This is a genomic window from Rhodanobacter sp. GW835-FHT13D09 (assembly GCF_058793995.1).
Genome location: NZ_JBXAGL010000009.1, coordinates 1 through 19,428, shown reverse-complemented (window position 1 = coordinate 19,428; position 19,428 = coordinate 1). Strand labels below are relative to the sequence as shown.

Sequence of the window (19,428 nt, the reverse complement as noted above, 5' to 3'; positions counted from 1 at the left end):
CCGGCATGCTGAGCCGGCAGCCGGGGAGAGTCCATGTTCCGCCCATTGCCGACGATCGCCATGTGGCTGGCCGCCCTGCCGCTGCTCGCGGCCACCTTGCCCAACCGGCCGGTGGCCACGCTCGACCTGGCCCGCTACAGCGGCAAATGGCACGAGATCGCGCACCTGCCGATGTACTTCGAGCGCCGCTGCCTGGATGCCGTCACCGCCACCTATACGCCGAATCCCGACGGCACCGTCGGCATCCACAACACCTGCCGCACCGACAAGGGCGTGATGGCGGTCGACGGCGTGGGGCGGATCCATGACCAGCAACCGGCCGCGCTGGAAGTGCGCTTCGCACCGGCCTGGCTCACCTGGCTGCCGGCGGCATGGGCCGACTACTGGGTGATCGAGGTGGACGCGAACTACCAGTGGGCGGTGGTGGGCAGCCCCAACCGGCGACACCTGTGGATACTCTCGCGCCGCCCCGCGCTCGACCGCACGCTGTTCGCAACCCTCAAGGAACGCGCACGCCAGCGCGGCTACCCGGTCGACCAGCTGATCGTCACCGCCCCGCTGGAGTGACCGCGGGGCCGCCTCCGTAGACATTTTTCGGGTGAAATCGGGATAGGCTGCGAAGCCGCTACCACTGCCGCCTCGACCGTTGCCCGGGCACGCATGAACCAGCCGCTTTTTCCGCCCCCATCCGGTGCCGCACCTCCCATCGGCCACGTGATGGATCTCCTGCTCGACGCCGTCTGCGTGGTGGATGTCGAGGGGCGCTACGTGTTCGTCAGTGCCGCGTTCGAACGCATCTTCGGCTATGCGCCGGAAGAGGTCATCGGCCGGCCGATGATCGAACTGGTGCATCCCGACGACCGCGAGCGCACCCTGCAGGCGGCGAACGAGATCATGGCCGGCCAGCCCAAGCCGCATTTCCAGAACCGGTACGTGCGCAAGGACGGGCGGGTGATCCACATCATGTGGTCGGCGCGCTGGTCGGAGGCGGACGGGATGCGCATCGCGGTGGCACGCGACATCACCGAACTCAAGCGTGCCGAACAGATGCAGGTGGCGCTGCATGCGATCTCCGAGGCCGCACACTCGGCGGCGGACCTGATGACGTTGTTCCGGCACATCCACCTGATCGTCGGCAAGCTGCTGCCGGCAAACAACTTCTTCGTGGCGCTGTACGACGCCAGGAAGGACGAGCTGAGCTTCCCCTACTTCATCGACCAGTACGACCAGGCGCCCGCGCCGTGCCGGCTGAACTCGGACACGCTCAGCGGCGAGGTGATCCGCAGCGGCCAGGCCCTGCTGCTGACGCCCGATACGTGGGCATCGGCCGAGCCGGGCCGGCCGCGCGCCGACTGCAATCCGCTGGACTGGCTGGGCGTGCCGCTCGCTGGCCAGCACGGCGTGATCGGCGCGCTGGTGGTGCAGAGCTATTCCGGCGAGGTGCGCTACACCGAACAGGACAAGGCGCTGTTGCAGTTCGTCTCCACCCAGGTCGCCGCGGCGATCGAGCGCAAGCAGACCGAAACGCGGCTGCGCTACCTAGCACGACACGACCAGCTCACTGCCCTGCCCAACCGTGAGCTGTTCCACGACCGCCTGCGCACCGCGCTGGCGGAGCCGCACCGCGACGGCCGGCGGCCGGCCGTGCTGTACCTGGACCTGGACCGGTTCAAGTCGGTCAACGACAGCTACGGCCACGACATCGGCGACCTGCTGCTGTGCCAAGCCGCCGCGCGCATCTGCCGGTGCGTGCGCGAGTCGGATACGGTCGGCCGCATCGGCGGCGACGAGTTCGTGGTGCTGCTGGTCGGCATCGGCCAGCCCGAACATGCCGCCGCGATCGCCGTCGACATCCTCGCCGCGCTGGCGCAGCCGTTCGAGCTGGGTGGGCGGCAGGTACGGCTGTCGGTGAGCATCGGCATCGCGGTCTATCCCGAGCACGGCGAGGACGATCGTGCGCTGCTGCGGCGCGCCGACGACACGATGTATGCCGCCAAGCGGCGGGGCGGCAACTGCGCGCTGATGTGCGAGGCGCCGCCGTAGCCGGCGCGGTCAGGCCTTGCGCAGGAAGCAGGTCTTCAACACCAGGCCCTTGATCTTGTCCGAATTGCCCTCGATGTGCCCGGCGTCGCCCTCGACCAGGCGGATGTTGCGGATCACCGTGCCCTGCTTGAGCAGGATCGACGAGCCCTTCACTTTCAGGTCCTTGATCACCGTCACCGTGTCGCCGCTGTCGAGTACGTTGCCGTTGACATCGCGCACCACCGCCGCGGCATCGGCCTCGTCCGCGGCAGCCGCCACCGGCCATTCGTGGCCGCAGTCGGCGCAGATCCAGCTGTCGCCGTCGGGATAGGTGTTCTCCATCGCGCATGAGGGGCAAGCGGGAAAATCGGACATCGGCGGATCCTGGCGATCGTTCAAGCGAAACGCGATTGTACGGGCCGAGCGCCCTTCACACGATCGACATCGGTCGGCGGCTATAAAGCAGGCGAGCCATTGCGGAGACTCGCCATGAATGCCCACCAGGGCCTCGCCACGGTTGCCGCGAGTGACTTCGCGGCCTCAAGCGCCTGGTATGCCCGCCTGTTCGGGCGCGTGCCCGACTGCACCCCTGGCACCGACTGCGCGGAATGGCAGCTCGCCGACTGCACGCGGGTCCGCGTACGGTCGCGGGACGGGCTGGCCGAGGCGGGCCGGCGAGTCGGTGTCGCCTCGCTGGGCATCATCGTCGACGACCTCGACGGCATCCTGCACGATCTGCAGGGTCGGCAGATCGATGTGCCCGTGCCGCAGCTGGCGACCCACTATCTGCGTTTCGCCCCGGTGTGCGACCCGGACGGCAACAGGGTCACCTTCGTCGAGTCGGCGACCGCCTGAGGCGCTGGCGGCGGTGCGCGAGCGGCTGCAGGCATGGTCGAACGGCGCCACCGACACCGAGGCGCCGCCCGCGCGATGAGCTCCGGCGGCGGCAACGCGCGGACGCCGTCGACGCGAAAGCCGCAGCGCAAGTGGGATACCATGCACACCTCCCAAGCTTCCCCTGGCATGGCCCTGGATCCGATCCGCGCATCGTCGCCCGTCTCCACGCCGCTGCCGCCGCGCGCGGTGCTGCTGATGCTGGGCAGCGCCAGTTTCTTTGCGCTGATGGCGGTGGCGATCCGCTTCGCCTCTGCCCAGTTGCACCCGTTCCAGATCACCTTCTTCCGCAGCGCGTTCGGCACGCTGTTCGCCCTGCCGCTGCTCTGGGTGCACGGCTGGCCGCTGCTGCACACGCCGCGTTTCGGCTTCTACGTAATGCGCTGCGTGCTGGGCATGGGCGGCATGCTGGCCGGGTTCTGGGCGATCGTGAACCTGCCGCTGGCCGAGGCGGTGGCGTTGTCGTACTCCTCGCCGCTGTTCGTCACCATTGGCGCGGTGCTGTTTCTCGGCGAGGTGGTGCGCCTGCGCCGCTGGAGCGCGGTGGTCGCCGGCTTCATCGGCGTGCTGGTGATCGTGCGCCCGGGCAGTGACGCGTTTGCCGCCGGCAGCCTGGTCGCGCTGCTGGCGGCGGCGCTGACCGGCGCGGTCACGATCAGCATCAAGTCGCTGACCGGCAGCGAGCCGGCCGACCGCATCGTGCTGCTCACCACCCTGTTGTGGGTGCCGCTGTCGCTGCCCGCCGCGCTGCCCGTATGGCAATGGCCGCACGCCGGGATCTGGCCGTGGCTGGTGCTGTCCGGCGCGCTCGGCACCGGCGGCCACTGGTGCTGGACCCGCGCGCTGCGGCTGGCCGACGCTTCGCTGCTCGCCCCTTTCAGCTACCTGCAGCTGCTGATCGTGGCGGTGCTGGCGTGGTGGATCTTCGGCGAGGGCGTGGACCGCTACACCGCGACAGGCGCGGCCATCATCATCGGTGCCAGCCTGTACATCGCCCATCGCGAGCACAGCCTGGCGCGCCAGCGCCGGCAGCTGTCGGCGGCGGCCACCGAACCGGTCGCCTGAGGCAAGCAGCCGATCCAGGCGCAGGCGCTCAGCGCAGCTGGCTGTCCTTGCTGCCGCGGCGGTTGTACAAGCCGGCACTGCGCTGCTCCGCATCCCGCATTTCCTGACAGGCCACGCACAGGCGCACGCCGGGCACGGCCTTGCGCCGTGCCGCGGGAATCGGCGCGTCGCATTCCTCGCAGTGCTTGAGGCCCGGGCCCTTGCGCAACTGCTGGCGCGCCCGCTGCACCGCATCGTCGATGGTGGCGTCGATCTGCTCCTGCACGGCGCCGTCGCCTGCCCAACCGGTGGCCATGGCCCTACCTCCGAAAACCCGCCGACATGGCGCATCACAAGCGGTAATTTGGGCGCGCCGGGTAAACGTTTCAAGCATTGGCGGCCCGGCAGCGCCGCCGGAGGGCACGGCCGCGCAGCGCGCCGGGTGCGTCGATTGGCGACATGGATGGGCGTGGCGGAAGTGCCAGAATGGCGCTTCGCCCTTCATGGAGATCGCGTCATGAGCCCGTCGTCGCCCGCCACTCCCGCTTCTGTCGCGCTGCGCAGCGACGACAGCGTCGCCAAGCAGCTGTTCCTGGGCAACATACTGGAAGAGAACCTGTTCCCGTATCCCGAGATCCGCGCCCGCGACAGGGAAATGCTGGGTGCGATGACCGACGCGATCGACCAGTTCCTCGCCGACAAGACCGCCGAGCTGAAGCAGTATGACCGCGACGCCGAGCAGCCAGTCGGGTTCATCCAGGCGCTGCGCGAGATGGGCCTGTTCGGCCTGATCATCCCCGAGCAGTTCGGCGGCATGGAACTGTCCAACGGCGCCTACGCGCGCGTGCTGGGCCAGACCAGCAGCCACGACAGCTCGGTCTCGCTGACCATCGGCGCGCACAGCTCGATCGGCATGAAGGGCCTGCTGCTGTTCGGCAGCGACGAGCAGAAGCAGCGCTACCTGCCGAAGCTGGCCACCGGCGAGATGATCGCCGCGTTCTGCCTCACCGAGTCCGGCGCCGGCTCCGACGCCGCCTCAATCCGCACCAGGGCTGTGCGCAACGACGACGGCAGCTGGACGCTTTCGGGCGAGAAGATCTGGATCACCAACGGCGGCATCGCCGATTTCTACACCGTGTTCGCGCGCACCGACACGCCCGAGGGCAAGATCACCGCCTTCCTGGTCGAGGCGAAGTGGCCCGGCGTCAGCCACGGCCCGCACGAGGACAAGATGGGCATCCGCGCCTCGTCCACCACCACGGTGGCGTTCGCCGACGTGCGCGTGCCGGCGGAGAACGTACTCGGCCCGGTCGGCAAGGGCTTCAAGGTGGCGATGAGCATCCTGAACTCGGGCCGCACCGGCCTGGGCGGCGGCGCGGTGGGCGGCATGCGCACGCTGATCCGGCTGGCCAGCGCACAGGCGAAGGAGCGCAAGCAGTTCGGCCAGCCAATCGCCGAGTTCGGCCTGGTGCGCGAGAAGATCGCGCAGATGGCGGTGGACTGCTTCGCCGCCGAGAGTGCGGTGTGGATGGTGGCGCACCTGATCGACGGCGGCGGCAGCGACTACTCGGTCGAGGCGGCGATGAGCAAGGTGTTCGCCAGCGAGGCGGTGCAGCGCGCATCCTACGAGGCACTGCAGATCGCCGCCGGCAACGGCTTCATGCGCGAGTTCCCGTACGAGCAGATCACCCGCGACACGCGCATCCTGTCGATCTTCGAGGGCACCAACGAGATCCTGCGGCTGTACATCGCGCTGTCCGGCCTGAAGGGCGTGGGCGCGGGTCTCTCCGAACTGAAGGCCGCCGTGGGCGACATCTTCAACGAGCCGATCAAGGGCTTCGGCGTGCTCGGCAGCTACACCGGCCGACGCATGCGCGAGGCCACCGGCTATGGCATCGACCGCATCGCGCACGAACTGTCGCCGCGGCTGCGCAAGGTCGCCGCCACCTACGAGAAGTACACGGTGGAGCTGTCCAGATCCTCCGACGCGCTGCTGCGCCGCTACGGCAAGAAGGCGGCCGACATGCAGCACGCGCAGAAGCGCCTGGCCGACGTCGCGATCGACCTGTTTGTGGGCCTGTGCGTGCTGTCGCGCGCCGACAGCCTGCTGAAGCAGGCGCATGCCGCCGCGGACGAAGCCGTGAACATCGCCGAAGTATTCGCGCGCCAGGCGCGCCGGCGCATGGCGCGCAACGTGCGCGGGCTGGAACGCAACGAGGACGAAGCCATCGAACAGCTGGCCGGCGCGGTGCTCGCGCACGACGGCTATATGTGGGACGTGATCTGAAACCTGCCCAACCGAAACCAGCGAAGAAGGAGAACCCGATGAGCATCCCCACCGTCCACGCCAGCACCGGCGGCGCGCCGTACGCGGTCGATTTCACCGACGACCAGGGCAACACCTGGCATGCCGACGAACCGGTCGAGGAAGGTGGCGCCAACACCGGCCCGGCGCCGCACCGGCTGCTGCTGTCCGCGCTGGGCGCCTGCACCGCGATCACGCTGCAGATGTACGCCGCGCGCAAGCAGTGGCCGCTGCAGCACGTCAACGTCGAGCTCAAGTTCAACCCCGACGGCACACCCGAGTCGGGCAACGACATCACCCGCGTGATCACCCTGCAGGGCGAGCTGGACGACGAGCAGCGCGAACGCCTGCTGCAGATCGCCAACAAGTGCCCGATCCACAAGGTGCTGACCGGCGAGGTGCGGATCGCCTCGCGGCTCGGCGGCACGGAGCCGTAATCCGCCGCCAGCGTGGCCCTCGCCCTTGCGACGGGCCACGGCGGCGTCACCGGCGCGGGCAGGGCACGCTGCAACCTCCCCCCGTACCACCTCCTGCCGGCGCGCGCTGGGGGCCGGCGTGGCCGCCCCGCAGTCATGCTTCATGCAACCTTGACACCGCCACCAAGACGGGGTACATGGCGCATACGTGGTGCTTTTAGGGGAGGCACGGCCATGATTTTCCAGAACGTGATCTGGGCGATCACACTGATGGGCATGGGGCTGGTGGCACTGGGCTTCATCTACGCCATTACGCAGGCCGGCAGGCCAGCCGATACCGCCGAGGCAGAGCGGGCACATCGAACTTCCATGACCTTGCGCCGCATCTTGTTCGCGGTTCTCCTGCTGTTGGGCATCGGGATTGCCTGGGCCAGCCTGCGACCCTTTCCCATCCCGGCGCAGCATGCACCGCTGCAGGCGGCGCAGGTGGTCGATGTGGTCGGCCACCAGTGGACCTGGGATGTCAGCCAGACCCGCCTGACCGCGGGCGAGCCGGTGGAGTTCCGGGTGACCGCCAGCGACGTCAACCACGGCTTCGCGATCTACGCCCCGGATGGCCGCATCGTCATCCAGACCCAGGCGATGCCCGGCTTCACCAACAAGATCCTGTACACGTTCCGCACGCCGGGCACCTACAGGATCATGTGTCTCGAATACTGCGGCGTCGCACACAACGGGATGACCGCCGAACTCGACGTCGCTGCGCGGGGGGACAAGTCATGAGCTCGCTCGAACTTTACCCGCAGAATGAAAAACTGCCGCGTGGCGAACACGCGGCATTCAACCTGTACATGATCACCGCGTTGCTGCTGTTCGTGCTGATGATGCTGCTGGGCCTGACCATGCGCATGACCCAGGCCGACTGGACGCCGATCCAGGCCGCGATGTTCTACAAGGTCATGACGATGCACGGCGCGGGCATGGTCGGCACCATGGGCCTGGCCAGCACCGCGGTGATGTGGTTCTTCCTGCGCAAGTACGTGTCGCTGCACCTGTGGGCGTTCGTGAGCAACTACGTGCTGTTCATGCTGGGTGCGCTGTGCATCATCTGGGCGGTGTTCGTCGGCAACTTCGCCAGTGCGTGGACCTTCCTGTACCCGCTGCCGGTGCACTCGATGGGCCTGTGGAGCAACGGCGCCGCCGCCGTGTTCATGGTCGGCTACCTGCTGATCGGCGTCGGCATGCTGCTGTTCTACCTGGATGCCGCCGCGGCGATCATCCGCCGCTTCGGCAACCTGGGCCGCGGGCTGGGCTTGCAATGGCTGTTCGGCGGCGAGATCGATCCGAACCATCCCAAGGCTATCGTCGCCAGCACCATGGTGATCATCGCCAACTCGCTCGGCATCCTGGCCGGCGCGGTGGTGCTGGTGATGTGCCTGATCAATGCCTACGATCCGGAGGTGGCGCTGAACGCGCTGGTGGTGAAGAACCTGATCTACTGGTTCGGCCACATGTTCATCAACGCCACCATCTACATGGGCGTGATCGCGGTCTACGAACTGCTGCCGCGCTACACCGGCAAACCCTACGGGATCTCGCGCCCGTTCCTGTGGTCGTGGGCGGTGAGCACCGTGTTCGTGATCGTCGTGTTCCCGCACCACCTGCTGATGGATTACGCCGAGCCGCGCTGGATGCTGGTGATGGGCCAGATCATCTCCTATGCGGCCGGCTTCCCGGTGTTCCTGGTCACTGCCTACGGCGTGCTGACCAACATCCATCGCTCCGGCCTGCGCTGGAAGATGCCCTCGATGCTGGCCGTGCTGGCGCTGTTCGGCTGGGCCGCCGGCATCGTGCCGGCGATCATCGACGGCACCATCAGCGTCAACCGGGTGATGCACAACACGCAATGGGTGCCGGGACATTTCCACTTCTACCTGCTGCTCGGCGTACTGCCGATGATCCTCACCCTGCTCTATCACGTGGTCGGCAGCCGCTGGCGGGCGCCGGTCGACAGCGGAGCCGACCGTGCCGGCCTGCTCCTGTATGCCGTGGGCGGCATCTGCTTCTGCATGGTGTTCCTGTACGCCGGCCACATGAGCGTGGCGCGGCGCTTCGCGGCGCACCTGCCGGAATGGCTGCCGTACGACCGGGCCGGTTCCATCGCCGCCATGGTGCTGATCCTGGGCATGCTGGTGTTCGCCACGCGCATCATCGTCGGCCTGCTCAAGGCGCCGGTCGACGCCGATGCTGCGCACCCTGCTGGCTAGCGCCCTGCTGCTGGCGCTCGGTGGCGCCGTGCTGACGGCCGCCACCGACGGTTTCCAGGCGTTCACCAGCGAAACCGCGCGCCGCCTCGCGGTACGGCGCGACCCGCCGCCGGTACCGGCCGTGACGCTGGAGACCCAGACCGGCGCGCACGTCAAGCTGGGCGAACTGCGCGGCCGCTGGGTGCTGGTCGACTTCATCTACACCCGCTGCCTCACCTGGTGCCTGGCGCTGGGCGGCGAATTTGCGCAATTGCAGGATCAGCTCGCCGCGCCGCTGGCCGACGGCCGGCTGGTTCTGCTCAGCATCAGTTTCGACCCGGTGCACGACACGCCCGCCGAACTGGCGGCCTACCAGCAGCGCTTTCGTGACCGCGGCCCCGGCTGGATCGCCGCCCGGCCGACGAGCGAGGACGACCTGCGGCAGCTGCTGCGCACCTTCGGCGTCACCGCGGTGCCGGACGGGATGGGCGGCTACGTGCACAACGCCGCGATCCAGGTGGTCGACCCGCAAGGACGGCTGGTGCTGATCCTGGACTCGGGCAATCCGCAGGCCGTCGTGCAGGTCATGCGGCGCAAGCTCCCATGAGCATCGCCGGGCGCCAGCGCCTGGCGCCGGCCTTCGCCGCCGTGCTGTTCGTGGCCCTGCTGCTGCCGCCGGCGCGGGCGTGGCTGGAGGGCAGCATGAGCTTGCAGATGTTGGTGCAGATCCCGCTGCTGATCGCGGTCGGCTGGCTGCTGTCCGCCGCGTTGCCGCCACGGCTTGGCGAGGGCATCGCACGCTGGAACCGGCACGGCATCAGCAGCGTGCTGCTGGCCAGCCTGGCCGGCATGTTCTGGATGCTGCCGCGCTCGCTCGATGCGGCGGTCGGCGAACCGTGGATGGCGGTGGCGAAGTTCGCCAGCGTGCCGCTGCTGATCGGCCTGCCGCTGGGGCTGGGCTGGCCGCACATGGGCTTCGTGGTGCGCGGCGTGTTCCTGCTCGAACTGATCGCCACGTTCTTCCGGCTGGGCTGGCTGTACCTGGTCTCGCCGATCCGCCTGTGCAACAACTACCTGCTCGACGACCAGCAGCGCGCGGGCGAAGCTATGCTGGTGATCGGCAGCGTGATCCTGGCCGGCTTCCTGGCCAAACTGTTGTGGGGGCGCTTCGACTCGACCTGAAGGGCCACCGGCACGACGTCAGCCAATACCTGCCAGCCGCAGCAGCGCCGCCACGAGCGCGCCCGCGACCACCACCAGCAGGAACGGCGCGCGCAGCCACAGCGCCACGGCGGCAGCCAGCAGCGCACCGAGCCGCGCGTCGAGCGCCAGCGCCGGGCCGGCGCTGAACGTGTTCATCGCGGTCAGCGAAGCCAGCAGGCCGATCGTCAGCGTGCCGGCCACGCGGCTCACGTGCTCGTTCTCCAGCCAGCGCGCCGGCACCAGGTAACCGGCCAGCTTGATCGCGTACGCCGCCGCGCTGGCCAGCAACAGCCATCCCCACAATGCCATCAGCGACGCTCCTGCGGCGATCCGCCAGCGGCGTCGAAATCGGCCGGATCGACGTCCGGCTCCAGCCCCTCGTCCGCCGGCCCGCGGCTGAACCAGCCCCACAGCGCCGCGACCAGCGCGGCGAGCAGGATCGGCACGCCGGGCGGCACCCGCGGCATCGCCAGCACGGTCACCAGCGCGCAGACCACGGCCAGCGCCACCGGCTCGCGGGCGCGCAGGCGCGGCCACAGCAGACCGAGGAACGCAGCCACCGCCGCGCCGTCCAGGCCCCAACGGCGGGGATCGCCCAGCGCGTCGCCAAGCAGCGCGCCAGCCAGGGTGAACAGGTTCCACAGCACGAACACGCCCAGCCCGGCGCTCCAGAAGCCGCGGCGCTGCTCGCCGGGATCGAGCTGGCCCGCGGCGGTGGCGGCGGATTCGTCGATGGTGAGCTGGGCGGCAAGCAGCCGGCGCCAGCCGCGCGGCCTGAGCATCCGGTTCAGCTGCATGCCGTAGACCGCGTTGCGCACGCCAAGCAGGGTCGCCGCGCCGAATGCGGCCGAACCGGCGCCGCCGCCGGCCACCACGCCGATGAAGGCGAACTGCGAGCCGCCGGTGAACATCAGCGCGCTCAGCGCCACCGTCTGCCACACGCCCAGCCCGGAGGCGACGCCCAGCGCGCCGAACGACACGCCGTACAGCCCGGTCGCCACGGCGATCGAGAGCCCGATTTTCACGGCGGGGGACAGGGAGAAGCTCATCCCCGGATTCTACCGTACCGGCCCGTCCCGCTCCGGACTGTCGACCCTTGCCCGGTTTACTACATTACTGTAATATACAGCTATGGATAAAAACCAATCCGGAAACATGAGCGGCTTCTTCGCCATCGAGCAGAAGCTGGCGGTCAGCATCCGCAAGCACCGCGGTTTTCCGCGCGACCAGGCGCTGCTGGTGCGCATGGTGAAGCTGTTGCACAAGCTGTTCAGCGACCATGCCAACCTGCTGCTGCGCGCGCACGAGCTGACCCATCCCGAATACAACGTGCTGATGATGCTCGACGGCAGCGAGGGCGGCATGAGCCCGTCGCAGCTCGGCGAAGCGACCAGCGAGAAGGCGTCGAACACCACCCGCCTGATCGACCAGCTGCTGGCCAAGGGCCTGGTCACCCGCTCGCCCAGCGACGAGGACCGCCGCAAGCTGGTGGTGCAGCTCACCGCGGAAGGCGAAGCCCTCATCGCGCAGCTGGTACCGGCGATCACCCAGCAGTTGCAGGGCTTCTTCGCCGGCATCACCGACACCCAGCGCGGCCAGCTGGAACACCTGCTGAAGAAAGTACTCGGCGGGGTGGAGTCGCTGGAATGAGCCGTGCCGTAACCGCCGACCTGCCGGCAGCGCCACCACTGCCCTGGCGCCAGCAGATCGCGCAGGCCATGGCCGGCGAGCAGGCCGCGTGGCTGTTCATCTTCAAGACCTTGCTGGCGATCTACCTCACCGGCTGGCTGGCGATGCGGCTGCAACTTGGCTCGCCCTCGGTGGCGATGGTCACCGTGGTCGTGGTGATGAACCGGCAGTCGGGCATGGTGCTGGCCAAGAGTCTCTATCGCGGTCTGGGCACCCTGCTCGGCTGCACCGGTGCGATCGTCGCGGTGGCGTTGTTCCCGCAGCAGCCGCTGCCGCTGGTGCTGTTCCTCTCGCTGTGGGCCGGGCTGTGCGCTGGCGGTGCCGTGCTGTTCCGTCACTTCCGCGCCTATGCCTTCGTGCTGGCCGGCTATACCGCGGCGATGATCGTGCTGCCCGCCATGAGCCACCCGGTCAACGTGTTCGACAACGCGTTCGCGCGTACCGCCGAGGTGCTGCTCGGCCTCCTGGTAGCGAGCGTGGTGTTCGACACGGTGTTCCCGACCCGCCTGCGTGGCGACCTGCGCGGCACCGCCGACCGCAACTTCAACGGCTTCCTGGATTTCATCCGCGACAGCAGCCGCGGCGTGCCGGTCGACCACGAGGCGATGGAGCGCACGCAGATGCGCGTGGTGCGCGGCGCACTCGGCTTCGAGGACCTGCGCACCGCCGCGTTCTTCGACGACCCCTCCTTGCGCACCCGCAACAGCCTGCTGAAACTGCTCAACCAGCGCTTCATGACCACGGTGTCGCGCTTCCAGTCGCTGCACCACCTGATCGACCGCCTGCGGCGCCAGGGCTCGACCGATGTCGCGCAGGCACTGCTGCGCCTGCTGCGCCCGCTGGGCACCGCGCTGGAGGACGGAGCAACACGCGACGACCTGGCACACCTGGCCGACCGGCTCGCCGGCTGCCGCCGACAGATCGCCACCCAGGCGACGCACGAGCGCGCGGCGCTGGACCCGTCCCGTCATGAGGACTTCGACACCGGCAGCGCACTGATCCGCCACTTCCTCGACGAACTGCGCGACTACGTGCGCACCAAGGTCCACCTGGACCTCGGGCGCCGCGCCGGCAGTCCCTCGCCGCGACCGAAAGGCCGCGTCCACTTTGCCCGCACCAACGACAGCCATGCCGTGATGCTGGCGGTGCTGCGTTCGGCAGCAGTGACCCTGGTGCTGTCGCTGTTGTGGCTCGGCAGCGGCTGGACCGGCGGTGCCACGGCGCTGTTCGGCCTGGTCGCCCTGATTTCGATGGCGTCGGCGGCGCCGGACCCGGTGTTCGTTTCCAAGCGCATCGCGATCGGCCACCTGCTGGCGCCGATCGTGGCGCTGCCCACCTACAGCCTGCTGCCGCTGCTGCCCACTTACCCACTGCTGGTGCTCGGCACGCTTCCGCTGCTGATGCTGACGCTGTACCTCGTCACCCGGCCGAAGCTGGCCATCATCGGTACCGCCATGAGCGTGGGCGTCCTGGTCGCGCTGGCGATCGGCGAGGCGCCGCACATCGACGCGCAGATGTATCTCAACAGTGGGCTGTCGTTTGCAGTGGGCGCCTGCCTGGCGGTGGCGATCTTCATGCTGATTCCCTCGGTCCATGGCAGCAAGGGGCTGCGCCGCCGCCTGCTGCGCAGCCTGCGCAGGCTGGTCCGGCTCGCCGCCAGCGCGCCTTTGCCGGGATTGCTGCCGCGCTTCGAAAGCCGCGCCCGCGATCTGTTCCAGCAGATCGTGCTGCAGACCCGCCCGGGCAGCCGCCACTCGCGCGAGCTGCTGGGCTGGGCGCTGCTGGTGCAGCAGGCCGGCCACGCCCTGATCGGGCTGCGTCACGACCTCGCCGAACTGTCGCTGCCGCCCGCGCTGGAGGCGGATATCGGCACCGCGCTGGATACGCTGGCCCGCGCCTACGAACGGCCGAACCCGGCCGACCATGCCGCCGCCACCGCGCAGATCCGCCACGCGCTGCACGGGATCGACGCCGCCCGCCGGCCGCTGCGCGACGTGCGCGAACACCTGCACCTGCTGCTGGGCGCACTGGAGGACGGCGATTCCGTGCTGGCCACCCAGGTCACCCGCCACCGTCGCCTGCGGCAGCTGCCGGAGGCCGCCCATGCCGTATGAAGTTTCCCTCGGCGGCATCTACTTTCCCGGCGTGCTGTTGCTGGCCGTGCTGCTGCTGCCCGTGCTGTGGCTGCTCGACCAGTGGCTCGGCCGCATCGGTCTCTATCGTCATGCCGTGCATCCCTCGCTGCTGCGCATCGCGCTGTTCGCCGGCGTCTGCAGCGTGGCGACGCTCGCCCTGTTTTCCTGAGGTATTCGTGCCGTGAAAAGTGCAACCCTGATTCGTGCCGGCTTCACCGCCGTCATGGTGCTGCTGGCGGCCACCGCCGCCTACGTCGCGTGGCAGCACTACATGCTGTCGCCGTGGACCCGCGATGCGCGCATCCGCGCCGAGGTGGTGCGCATCGCACCGGACGTCTCCGGCCCGGTCACCCGGGTCGCGGTGAAGGACAACCAGCCGGTGCAAGCAGGCGACCTGTTGTTCGTGGTGGATCGCGAGCGCTACCAGCTGGCCGCCGACCAGGCCGAAGCCGACCTGGCCGCCGCCGAAGCCGTAGCCAGGGCAGCCGGCGCCAACACCTCGGCCGCCGCCGCGGGCACGCAGGCCAGCCAGGCCGAATTCGCCATGCGCCGCCAGCAGGCACAACGCCGCGCCCGGCTTGGCGACGTGATTTCGCGCGAGGCGCGTGACGATGCCGCCGCCGCGGCCGAAGCCGCCCAGGCCGGCCTGCGCCAGGCCCAGGCCGGCCACAGCGCCGCCAGCGCCAGCCAGCAACGCGCCGCCGTCGCCATACGCCAGGCGCGCATCGCACTGGAGCGTGCGCGGCTGGATCTGGCCCGCACCGAAGTACGTGCGCCCAGCAGCGGCACCATCACCAATCTCGACGTGCGCGCCGGCGATTTCGCCGACGCGGGCAAACCGCGCATGGCCCTTGTCGAGCACGACGACATCTGGATCTACGGCTACTTCGAGGAAACCAAGTTGCCGAAGGTGCACGTCGGCGATCCGGTCGACATCCGCCTGATGGCCGGCGGCGTGCGCCTGCGCGGCCACGTCGACAGCATCGCCATCGGCATCGCCGACGCGGCCAGCCCCACCAGCGACAACCTGCTCGCCAAGGTCGAACCCACCTTCAACTGGATCCGCCTGGCCCAGCGTGTGCCGGTGCGCGTGCGCATCGACAAGTCATCGATTCCGCGCGGGGCGATGCTCGCCGCCGGCATGAGCGCCACCCTGGTCGTGCAGGGAAGCAAGCGGGGCTGACCGTCAAGCCGGCCGTTGCCGGCGCAGCAGCTGCAGCATCGCCGGAGTGCCGCCGCCAGCGGTGAGGCCGGACATCACCAACCGCCTGAACGGTCCCAGCCGCGCGCCGGCGCCCAAGGCGAGTTTGCGCAATACCCGTGCCGGACGGCGGTCGTCGGTGTACAGGCCGGCCAGCACCTGCGTGGCCAGGTACAGCGGCCGCGTGGCCAGCCGGTGCTGCCGCTCGTAACGCTGCAGCAGCGCCGGATTCCAGAACGGCTGCCCCACGGCTACCGCCGCGCGCAGCTCGCGCGCCAGTGCGGCCTGCCCGAGCAGGCCGAAATTGAAGCCGTGCGCGGTGAGCGGGTGCATGCCCACCGCGGCATCGCCAATCAACGCGAAGCGCTCGGCCACGAAGCGTTTCGCATACACGCCCACCAGCGGGTAGGCGCAGCGCGGGCCGGCCACCCGCATCGCGCCCAACCGCTGCTGGAAACGTTCAGCCAGCGCCGCCTCCAGCGCTGCGTCGTCCAGCGCCAGCAGTGCCTGCATCGCCGGCGGCGGCAGGGTCACCACCACCGATGAAGTGTGCGCATCGTGCAGCGGCAGCAGGGCCAGGGTCTGGCCGTGACCAAACCACTCCCACGCCACCTGCCCGTGCGGCACCTGGTGGCGCATGCGCAGCACCAGCATGGTCTTGCCGAAATCGTGCATGCCAGCACCGATGCCCATCGCGCGGCGGGTCTCGGAGAAACGACTGTCTGCGGCCACCACCAGTTGCGCGCGCAGCGTGTCGCCGTTGTCCAGGCCGACCTCGGCCCCATCGGTGCCGGTGCATACCGAACTGACCCTCACGCCGGTGATGCGCTCGACCTCAGGTAGGGTCATCACTTCGGCATACGCGGCGCGGCGGATCGCGTGGTTGCTCACCAGCCAGCCCAGCCGCGACTGGCCCGCCTCGTCGTGGCGGAACACCAGGCCGTCGCGATCGTCGCCATCGAGCACCAGCGCGTCGCGCAGGGTGCCGATCTCGTCTTCGCGCAGGCGCGTCCACAGGCCCAGCTCGCGCAGCAGCCGCTGCGAATGATGGGTGATCGCGATCTCGCGCCCGTCGTCCGCCGGCGCCATCAGCGCCGCCTCCTCCTGCCGCTCGACCAGCGCGATGCGCAGGCCGCTGCCGGCCAGCGAGCGGGCAAAGCACAACCCGGCCGGACCGGCGCCGATGACCACGATATCGAAAGACATGGGCGAGACACTCCAGGTAATGACCGCCGGCAAGCTACGGGCCACCACGCCGGCCCGCGCTGACCCCGGTCAGGAAAACGCTCGACCGATACCGCGTCAGCCGCCGCAACCGCCGCAGCAGATCGACGGCAACTGCACCACCTGCTTCGGCGCCACCGGCCAGCCGACCTGCCGCAACACCTCGATCAGGTCCGCCGCCGTCGCCGAGGCGGATACCCGCAGCACCAGACCGCTCATGTCGAGATCGGCCACCGCGGTCGGATCGATATCAAACAGGGCATCCTGCACGACGGCAGGACTGGGGGACGCATCGGTCAGGGCGATATGGAATTCCATCGAATTGCCTCGTTTCATGGACACTGCCAGGGTGTCGTTGACACCGATATTCGGCAGCGTCGCTGGCGGCCGCCTTGACCCCGGTCAAGCGCGAGCCATGGCATGTCGATCCGGCCGGCGGCCATTCGTCGCATGGGCAACCTCCACCAGAAGGCGATCCGCCATGTCCCTCGCGCTCTACGCCCACCCGTTCTCTTCCTACTGCCAGAAGGTGCTGGTCGCGCTGTACGAGAACGGCATCCCGTTCGAATGGCGCTTGCTCGCGCCGGACGACGCGGCCACCGACCGCGAATTCACCGCGCTGTGGCCGATCCGCCGCTTTCCCCTGCTGCGCGACGGCGAACGCACGGTGGTCGAGTCGAGCATCATCATCGAGTACCTCGACCGGCATTACCCTGGCACCGCAGCGCTGATTCCCGTCGACGCCGACACCGCACTCGAAGCGCGCGCGATGGACCGCTTCTTCGACAACTACGTGCACACGCCCCAGCAGAAGATCGTATGGGACAGCCTGCGCCCCGCCGCCGACCGCGACCCCTACGGCGTAAAGGAGGCGCGCGCCATGCTCGACACCGCCTACGCCTGGCTGGACCGGAAACTCGCCGGCCGCCACTGGGCCACCGGCGGCGACTTCAGCCTCGCCGACTGCGCCGCCGCGCCAGCGTTGTTCTACGCCGACTGGACCCATCGCATCCCGGCGAGTTGCACCCAGGTCCACGCCTACCGGCAGCGCCTGCTGGCGCGGCCCTCGTTCGCCCGCGCGGTGGACGAGGCACGGCCGTACCGTTCGTACTTCCCGCTCGGCGCGCCCGACCGCGACTGAGGCGGGCGCCATCGGCCGCGGCATCGAGCTCGCCATGCCCCCGCTTCGTAGGGCGGGCACGGCCCGCCGTGCTTTTCAACGGTGCGACCATCAAGAGCGGCGGGCCGTGCCCGCCCTACGGCGCCGGAGCGGACCGCGCCGCCCACCGCGGCGGCGGCAACGGGTCACTCGGCCGGCAGGGCCACGGCGCGGCGCGCCTGGCGCCCCTTCCACAGGTAGCCGATGCCCAGCAGCACGAACCACACCGGGCTGGCGATCAGCGCCTCGCGGGTATCCGGCTGCAGGCTCAGCAGCACCAGCACGAACACGAAGAACGCCAGGCAGGCCCAGCACATGAACACGCCGCCGGGCATCTTGTAGATCGACGCCTCATGCAACTGCGGGCGCTTGCGCCGGTAGGCCATGTAGGCGAACAGGATCAGCGACCACACGAACATGAACAGCACCGCCGACAGCGTGGTGATCAGGGTGAACGCGGTGATCAGGTCGGGGATCAGGTAGATCATCGCCGCGCCCAGCAGCAGGCAGAAGCAGGAGAACAGCAGGCCCAGCGACGGCACCGCCGCGCGCGACAGCCGCGCGAACGCCTTCGGCGCGTGCTGCTCCTCAGCCAGGCCGTACAGCATGCGACTGGTGGAGAAGATTCCGCTGTTGGCCGACGAGGTGGCCGAGGTCAGCACCACGAAGTTGATCAGGCTGGCCGCGGCCGGGATGCCGGCCAGCACGAACAGCTCCACGAACGGGCTCTTGCCCGCTTCCACCAGGCGCCACGGCGTCACCATCATGATCGCGACCAGGGCCAGCACGTAGAAGATGATGATGCGCACCGGGATCGAGTTGATCGCCTTCGGCAGGTTGCGCTTCGGGTCGGCCGTCTCGGCGGCGGTGGTGCCGACCAGCTCGATGCCGACGAAGGCGAACACCGCGATCTGGAAGCCGGCGAAGAAACCGCTGATGCCCTTCGGGAAGAACCCGCCGTCACTCCACAGGTTGGCCAGCGAAGCCTTGTGCCCGCTCGGCGAGGTGAAGCCCCAGGCGACCAGCGCGAAGCCGGTCGCGATCAGCGCGACGATCGCCACGATCTTGATCAGCGCGAACCAGAACTCCAGCTCACCGAACAGCTTCACCGTGACCAGGTTCAGGCCGAGCAGCAGCAGCACGCACAGCACTGCGGGAATCCACGGCGCCAGCCCGGGAAACCAGAACTGCGCGTAGGCGGCGATCGCGATCACGTCGGCGATCGCGGTGATGACCCAGCAGAACCAGTAGGTCCAGCCGCAGAAGAACCCGGCCCATGGCCCGAGCAGGTCGGTGGAGAAGTCGATGAAGGATTTGTACTCGAGGTTGGACAGCAGCAGCTCGCCCATCGCCCGCATCACGAAGAACAGCATCACGCCGATGATCAGGTAGACCAGCAGGATCGACGGTCCGGCCAGGCTGATCGTCTTGCCCGAGCCCATGAACAGGCCGGTGCCGATCGCGCCGCCGATGGCGATCAGCTGCAGGTGCCGATTGGAAAGGCTGCGCCTCAGGTGATCCGGGTGTTCCAGCGATGCGGTCATGCGGCGCGCCTTGACGTTGGGAAGGCGCCAACATACCGAAAAGCGCACGCCGCATCCATGCGGCGGCGCAACGCATGGCCTTCGTCGCCGCAACGGCCAAGCCGTCATCCCAGCAAAAGCTGGGATCGGAGTGTTGGCTGAGGGAGGCATAACGCTGGAGTTAAGCGGCGGCGAAGCCGTCCGCCTTGAACGAGTTGTTAGGGATGCTCTGATCTATTGAGAGCGAGATGGACGTCTATACGTCCGCAACGTAGATCGCAGCATCATGGGAAGAAACGGGATGAATCACCGGGCGTGGAAGGCTTCCACAAGGCATATCCGCCTCTGACCCGATGGATTTCCTGGC

Annotated in this window: 22 protein-coding genes; 15 read left to right on the top strand and 7 right to left on the bottom strand. The window is 68.8% G+C overall.

Going from position 1 to position 19,428, the window contains the following annotated elements; genetic code table 11:
- Nucleotides 1-33 precede the first annotated feature (33 nt).
- Both AC1Q5A_RS12540 and AC1Q5A_RS12535 read left to right on the top strand, forming a co-directional pair.
- Nucleotides 34-567 (top strand): lipocalin family protein, encoded by a 534-nt coding sequence (locus AC1Q5A_RS12540; protein WP_492701056.1) that lies wholly within the window; start codon nt 34-36, stop codon nt 565-567.
- Between the two features lie 93 nt (nt 568-660).
- The gene (locus AC1Q5A_RS12535; protein WP_492701054.1) at nt 661-2,043 is read left to right on the top strand and encodes a diguanylate cyclase domain-containing protein; all 1,383 of its coding nucleotides are present in this window, start codon (nt 661-663) and stop codon (nt 2,041-2,043) included.
- A 9-nt stretch (nt 2,044-2,052) separates the two neighbouring features.
- Here the strand turns inward: AC1Q5A_RS12535 and AC1Q5A_RS12530 are convergent, their stop codons facing one another.
- The gene (locus AC1Q5A_RS12530; RefSeq protein WP_492701052.1) at nt 2,053-2,397 is read right to left on the bottom strand and encodes a zinc ribbon domain-containing protein YjdM; all 345 of its coding nucleotides are present in this window, start codon (nt 2,395-2,397) and stop codon (nt 2,053-2,055) included.
- 114 nt (nt 2,398-2,511) lie between these two features.
- Between AC1Q5A_RS12530 and AC1Q5A_RS12525 the strand changes: the two genes are divergently transcribed.
- Together AC1Q5A_RS12525 and AC1Q5A_RS12520 are read left to right on the top strand one after the other, a co-directional pair.
- On the top strand, nt 2,512-2,877 hold the full coding sequence (locus tag AC1Q5A_RS12525) for a VOC family protein (protein ID WP_492701050.1): 366 nt from the start codon (nt 2,512-2,514) through the stop codon (nt 2,875-2,877).
- Nucleotides 2,878-3,018: 141 nt separating this feature from the next.
- Entirely contained in the window at nt 3,019-3,981 is a 963-nt protein-coding gene (locus tag AC1Q5A_RS12520; RefSeq protein ID WP_492701048.1) for a DMT family transporter, read from the top strand.
- A 28-nt stretch (nt 3,982-4,009) separates the two neighbouring features.
- Here the strand turns inward: AC1Q5A_RS12520 and AC1Q5A_RS12515 are convergent, their stop codons facing one another.
- A complete protein-coding gene (locus AC1Q5A_RS12515; protein WP_492701046.1) occupies nt 4,010-4,276 on the bottom strand; it encodes a DksA/TraR family C4-type zinc finger protein in 267 nt (88 codons plus the stop codon).
- A 201-nt stretch (nt 4,277-4,477) separates the two neighbouring features.
- Between AC1Q5A_RS12515 and AC1Q5A_RS12510 the strand changes: the two genes are divergently transcribed.
- From AC1Q5A_RS12510 to AC1Q5A_RS12485, 6 genes are all read left to right on the top strand, one after another.
- A complete protein-coding gene (locus tag AC1Q5A_RS12510; protein ID WP_492701044.1) occupies nt 4,478-6,247 on the top strand; it encodes an acyl-CoA dehydrogenase family protein in 1,770 nt (589 codons plus the stop codon).
- A gap of 38 nt (nt 6,248-6,285) precedes the next feature.
- Nucleotides 6,286-6,702 (top strand): OsmC family protein, encoded by a 417-nt coding sequence (locus AC1Q5A_RS12505; RefSeq protein ID WP_492701042.1) that lies wholly within the window; start codon nt 6,286-6,288, stop codon nt 6,700-6,702.
- 213 nt (nt 6,703-6,915) lie between these two features.
- The gene (locus AC1Q5A_RS12500) at nt 6,916-7,464 is read left to right on the top strand and encodes a cytochrome oxidase (protein WP_492701040.1); all 549 of its coding nucleotides are present in this window, start codon (nt 6,916-6,918) and stop codon (nt 7,462-7,464) included.
- Nucleotides 7,461-8,948 (top strand): cbb3-type cytochrome c oxidase subunit I, encoded by a 1,488-nt coding sequence (locus AC1Q5A_RS12495; protein ID WP_492701038.1) that lies wholly within the window; start codon nt 7,461-7,463, stop codon nt 8,946-8,948. The genes AC1Q5A_RS12500 and AC1Q5A_RS12495 overlap by 4 nt, the downstream gene beginning before the upstream one ends.
- Nucleotides 8,926-9,534, top strand: coding sequence for an SCO family protein (locus AC1Q5A_RS12490; protein WP_492701036.1), 609 nt, complete (start codon nt 8,926-8,928; stop codon nt 9,532-9,534). The genes AC1Q5A_RS12495 and AC1Q5A_RS12490 overlap by 23 nt, the downstream gene beginning before the upstream one ends.
- Entirely contained in the window at nt 9,531-10,109 is a 579-nt protein-coding gene (locus AC1Q5A_RS12485) for a hypothetical protein (RefSeq protein WP_492701034.1), read from the top strand. Before AC1Q5A_RS12490 ends, AC1Q5A_RS12485 begins: the two co-directional genes overlap by 4 nt.
- 18 nt (nt 10,110-10,127) lie before the next feature.
- On the opposite strand, the gene AC1Q5A_RS12480 is transcribed toward AC1Q5A_RS12485, so the two are convergent.
- The gene (locus AC1Q5A_RS12480; protein WP_492701032.1) at nt 10,128-10,439 is read right to left on the bottom strand and encodes an AzlD domain-containing protein; all 312 of its coding nucleotides are present in this window, start codon (nt 10,437-10,439) and stop codon (nt 10,128-10,130) included.
- A complete protein-coding gene (locus AC1Q5A_RS12475; RefSeq protein ID WP_492701030.1) occupies nt 10,439-11,179 on the bottom strand; it encodes an AzlC family ABC transporter permease in 741 nt (246 codons plus the stop codon). The genes AC1Q5A_RS12480 and AC1Q5A_RS12475 overlap by 1 nt, the downstream gene beginning before the upstream one ends.
- 106 nt (nt 11,180-11,285) lie before the next feature.
- On the opposite strand from AC1Q5A_RS12475, the gene AC1Q5A_RS12470 reads away from it, so the two are divergent.
- The 4 genes from AC1Q5A_RS12470 to AC1Q5A_RS12455 are packed head-to-tail and all read left to right on the top strand — an operon-like array spanning nt 11,286 to nt 15,137.
- Complete coding sequence (locus AC1Q5A_RS12470) at nt 11,286-11,780, top strand: MarR family winged helix-turn-helix transcriptional regulator (protein WP_492701028.1); 495 nt, start codon at nt 11,286-11,288, stop codon at nt 11,778-11,780.
- Nucleotides 11,777-13,933 (top strand): FUSC family protein, encoded by a 2,157-nt coding sequence (locus AC1Q5A_RS12465; protein WP_492701026.1) that lies wholly within the window; start codon nt 11,777-11,779, stop codon nt 13,931-13,933. Before AC1Q5A_RS12470 ends, AC1Q5A_RS12465 begins: the two co-directional genes overlap by 4 nt.
- Nucleotides 13,923-14,123 carry a DUF1656 domain-containing protein gene (locus AC1Q5A_RS12460; protein ID WP_492701024.1) on the top strand — a complete coding sequence of 67 codons (201 nt, stop codon included), beginning with the start codon at nt 13,923-13,925 and terminating at the stop codon, nt 14,121-14,123. The genes AC1Q5A_RS12465 and AC1Q5A_RS12460 overlap by 11 nt, the downstream gene beginning before the upstream one ends.
- Before the next feature lie 12 nt (nt 14,124-14,135).
- Nucleotides 14,136-15,137 (top strand): HlyD family secretion protein, encoded by a 1,002-nt coding sequence (locus tag AC1Q5A_RS12455; RefSeq protein WP_492701022.1) that lies wholly within the window; start codon nt 14,136-14,138, stop codon nt 15,135-15,137.
- A 3-nt stretch (nt 15,138-15,140) separates the two neighbouring features.
- Here AC1Q5A_RS12455 and ubiM read toward each other — a convergent pair whose 3' ends face one another.
- Entirely contained in the window at nt 15,141-16,361 is a 1,221-nt protein-coding gene (ubiM, locus tag AC1Q5A_RS12450; RefSeq protein ID WP_492701020.1) for a 5-demethoxyubiquinol-8 5-hydroxylase UbiM, read from the bottom strand.
- Nucleotides 16,362-16,457: 96 nt separating this feature from the next.
- Nucleotides 16,458-16,715 carry a hypothetical protein gene (locus AC1Q5A_RS12445; RefSeq protein WP_492701018.1) on the bottom strand — a complete coding sequence of 86 codons (258 nt, stop codon included), beginning with the start codon at nt 16,713-16,715 and terminating at the stop codon, nt 16,458-16,460.
- Nucleotides 16,716-16,860: 145 nt separating this feature from the next.
- On the opposite strand from AC1Q5A_RS12445, the gene AC1Q5A_RS12440 reads away from it, so the two are divergent.
- Complete coding sequence (locus AC1Q5A_RS12440; protein WP_492701016.1) at nt 16,861-17,520, top strand: glutathione S-transferase family protein; 660 nt, start codon at nt 16,861-16,863, stop codon at nt 17,518-17,520.
- Nucleotides 17,521-17,684: 164 nt separating this feature from the next.
- Here AC1Q5A_RS12440 and cycA read toward each other — a convergent pair whose 3' ends face one another.
- A complete protein-coding gene (cycA, locus tag AC1Q5A_RS12435; RefSeq protein WP_492701014.1) occupies nt 17,685-19,082 on the bottom strand; it encodes a D-serine/D-alanine/glycine transporter in 1,398 nt (465 codons plus the stop codon).
- Nucleotides 19,083-19,428 lie beyond the last annotated feature (346 nt).

Excerpts from the sequence above, each read along its gene's own strand:
- AC1Q5A_RS12460 (WP_492701024.1), top strand. The coding sequence starts at position 13,923 with ATGCCGTATGAAGTTTCCCTCGGCGGCATCTACTTTCCCGGCGTGCTG.
- AC1Q5A_RS12520 (WP_492701048.1), top strand. The coding sequence starts at position 3,019 with ATGCACACCTCCCAAGCTTCCCCTGGCATGGCCCTGGATCCGATCCGC.
- AC1Q5A_RS12540 (WP_492701056.1), top strand. The coding sequence starts at position 34 with ATGTTCCGCCCATTGCCGACGATCGCCATGTGGCTGGCCGCCCTGCCG.
- AC1Q5A_RS12510 (WP_492701044.1), top strand. The coding sequence starts at position 4,478 with ATGAGCCCGTCGTCGCCCGCCACTCCCGCTTCTGTCGCGCTGCGCAGC.
- AC1Q5A_RS12525 (WP_492701050.1), top strand. The coding sequence starts at position 2,512 with ATGAATGCCCACCAGGGCCTCGCCACGGTTGCCGCGAGTGACTTCGCG.
- AC1Q5A_RS12475 (WP_492701030.1), bottom strand. The coding sequence starts at position 11,179 with ATGAGCTTCTCCCTGTCCCCCGCCGTGAAAATCGGGCTCTCGATCGCC.
- AC1Q5A_RS12485 (WP_492701034.1), top strand. The coding sequence starts at position 9,531 with ATGAGCATCGCCGGGCGCCAGCGCCTGGCGCCGGCCTTCGCCGCCGTG.
- AC1Q5A_RS12530 (WP_492701052.1), bottom strand. The coding sequence starts at position 2,397 with ATGTCCGATTTTCCCGCTTGCCCCTCATGCGCGATGGAGAACACCTAT.
- AC1Q5A_RS12440 (WP_492701016.1), top strand. The coding sequence starts at position 16,861 with ATGTCCCTCGCGCTCTACGCCCACCCGTTCTCTTCCTACTGCCAGAAG.
- AC1Q5A_RS12470 (WP_492701028.1), top strand. The coding sequence starts at position 11,286 with ATGAGCGGCTTCTTCGCCATCGAGCAGAAGCTGGCGGTCAGCATCCGC.
- AC1Q5A_RS12505 (WP_492701042.1), top strand. The coding sequence starts at position 6,286 with ATGAGCATCCCCACCGTCCACGCCAGCACCGGCGGCGCGCCGTACGCG.
- AC1Q5A_RS12495 (WP_492701038.1), top strand. The coding sequence starts at position 7,461 with ATGAGCTCGCTCGAACTTTACCCGCAGAATGAAAAACTGCCGCGTGGC.
- cycA (WP_492701014.1), bottom strand. The coding sequence starts at position 19,082 with ATGACCGCATCGCTGGAACACCCGGATCACCTGAGGCGCAGCCTTTCC.
- ubiM (WP_492701020.1), bottom strand. The coding sequence starts at position 16,361 with ATGTCTTTCGATATCGTGGTCATCGGCGCCGGTCCGGCCGGGTTGTGC.
- AC1Q5A_RS12500 (WP_492701040.1), top strand. The coding sequence starts at position 6,916 with ATGATTTTCCAGAACGTGATCTGGGCGATCACACTGATGGGCATGGGG.
- AC1Q5A_RS12465 (WP_492701026.1), top strand. The coding sequence starts at position 11,777 with ATGAGCCGTGCCGTAACCGCCGACCTGCCGGCAGCGCCACCACTGCCC.
- AC1Q5A_RS12515 (WP_492701046.1), bottom strand. The coding sequence starts at position 4,276 with ATGGCCACCGGTTGGGCAGGCGACGGCGCCGTGCAGGAGCAGATCGAC.
- AC1Q5A_RS12535 (WP_492701054.1), top strand. The coding sequence starts at position 661 with ATGAACCAGCCGCTTTTTCCGCCCCCATCCGGTGCCGCACCTCCCATC.
- AC1Q5A_RS12480 (WP_492701032.1), bottom strand. The coding sequence starts at position 10,439 with ATGGCATTGTGGGGATGGCTGTTGCTGGCCAGCGCGGCGGCGTACGCG.
- AC1Q5A_RS12490 (WP_492701036.1), top strand. The coding sequence starts at position 8,926 with ATGCTGCGCACCCTGCTGGCTAGCGCCCTGCTGCTGGCGCTCGGTGGC.
- AC1Q5A_RS12445 (WP_492701018.1), bottom strand. The coding sequence starts at position 16,715 with ATGAAACGAGGCAATTCGATGGAATTCCATATCGCCCTGACCGATGCG.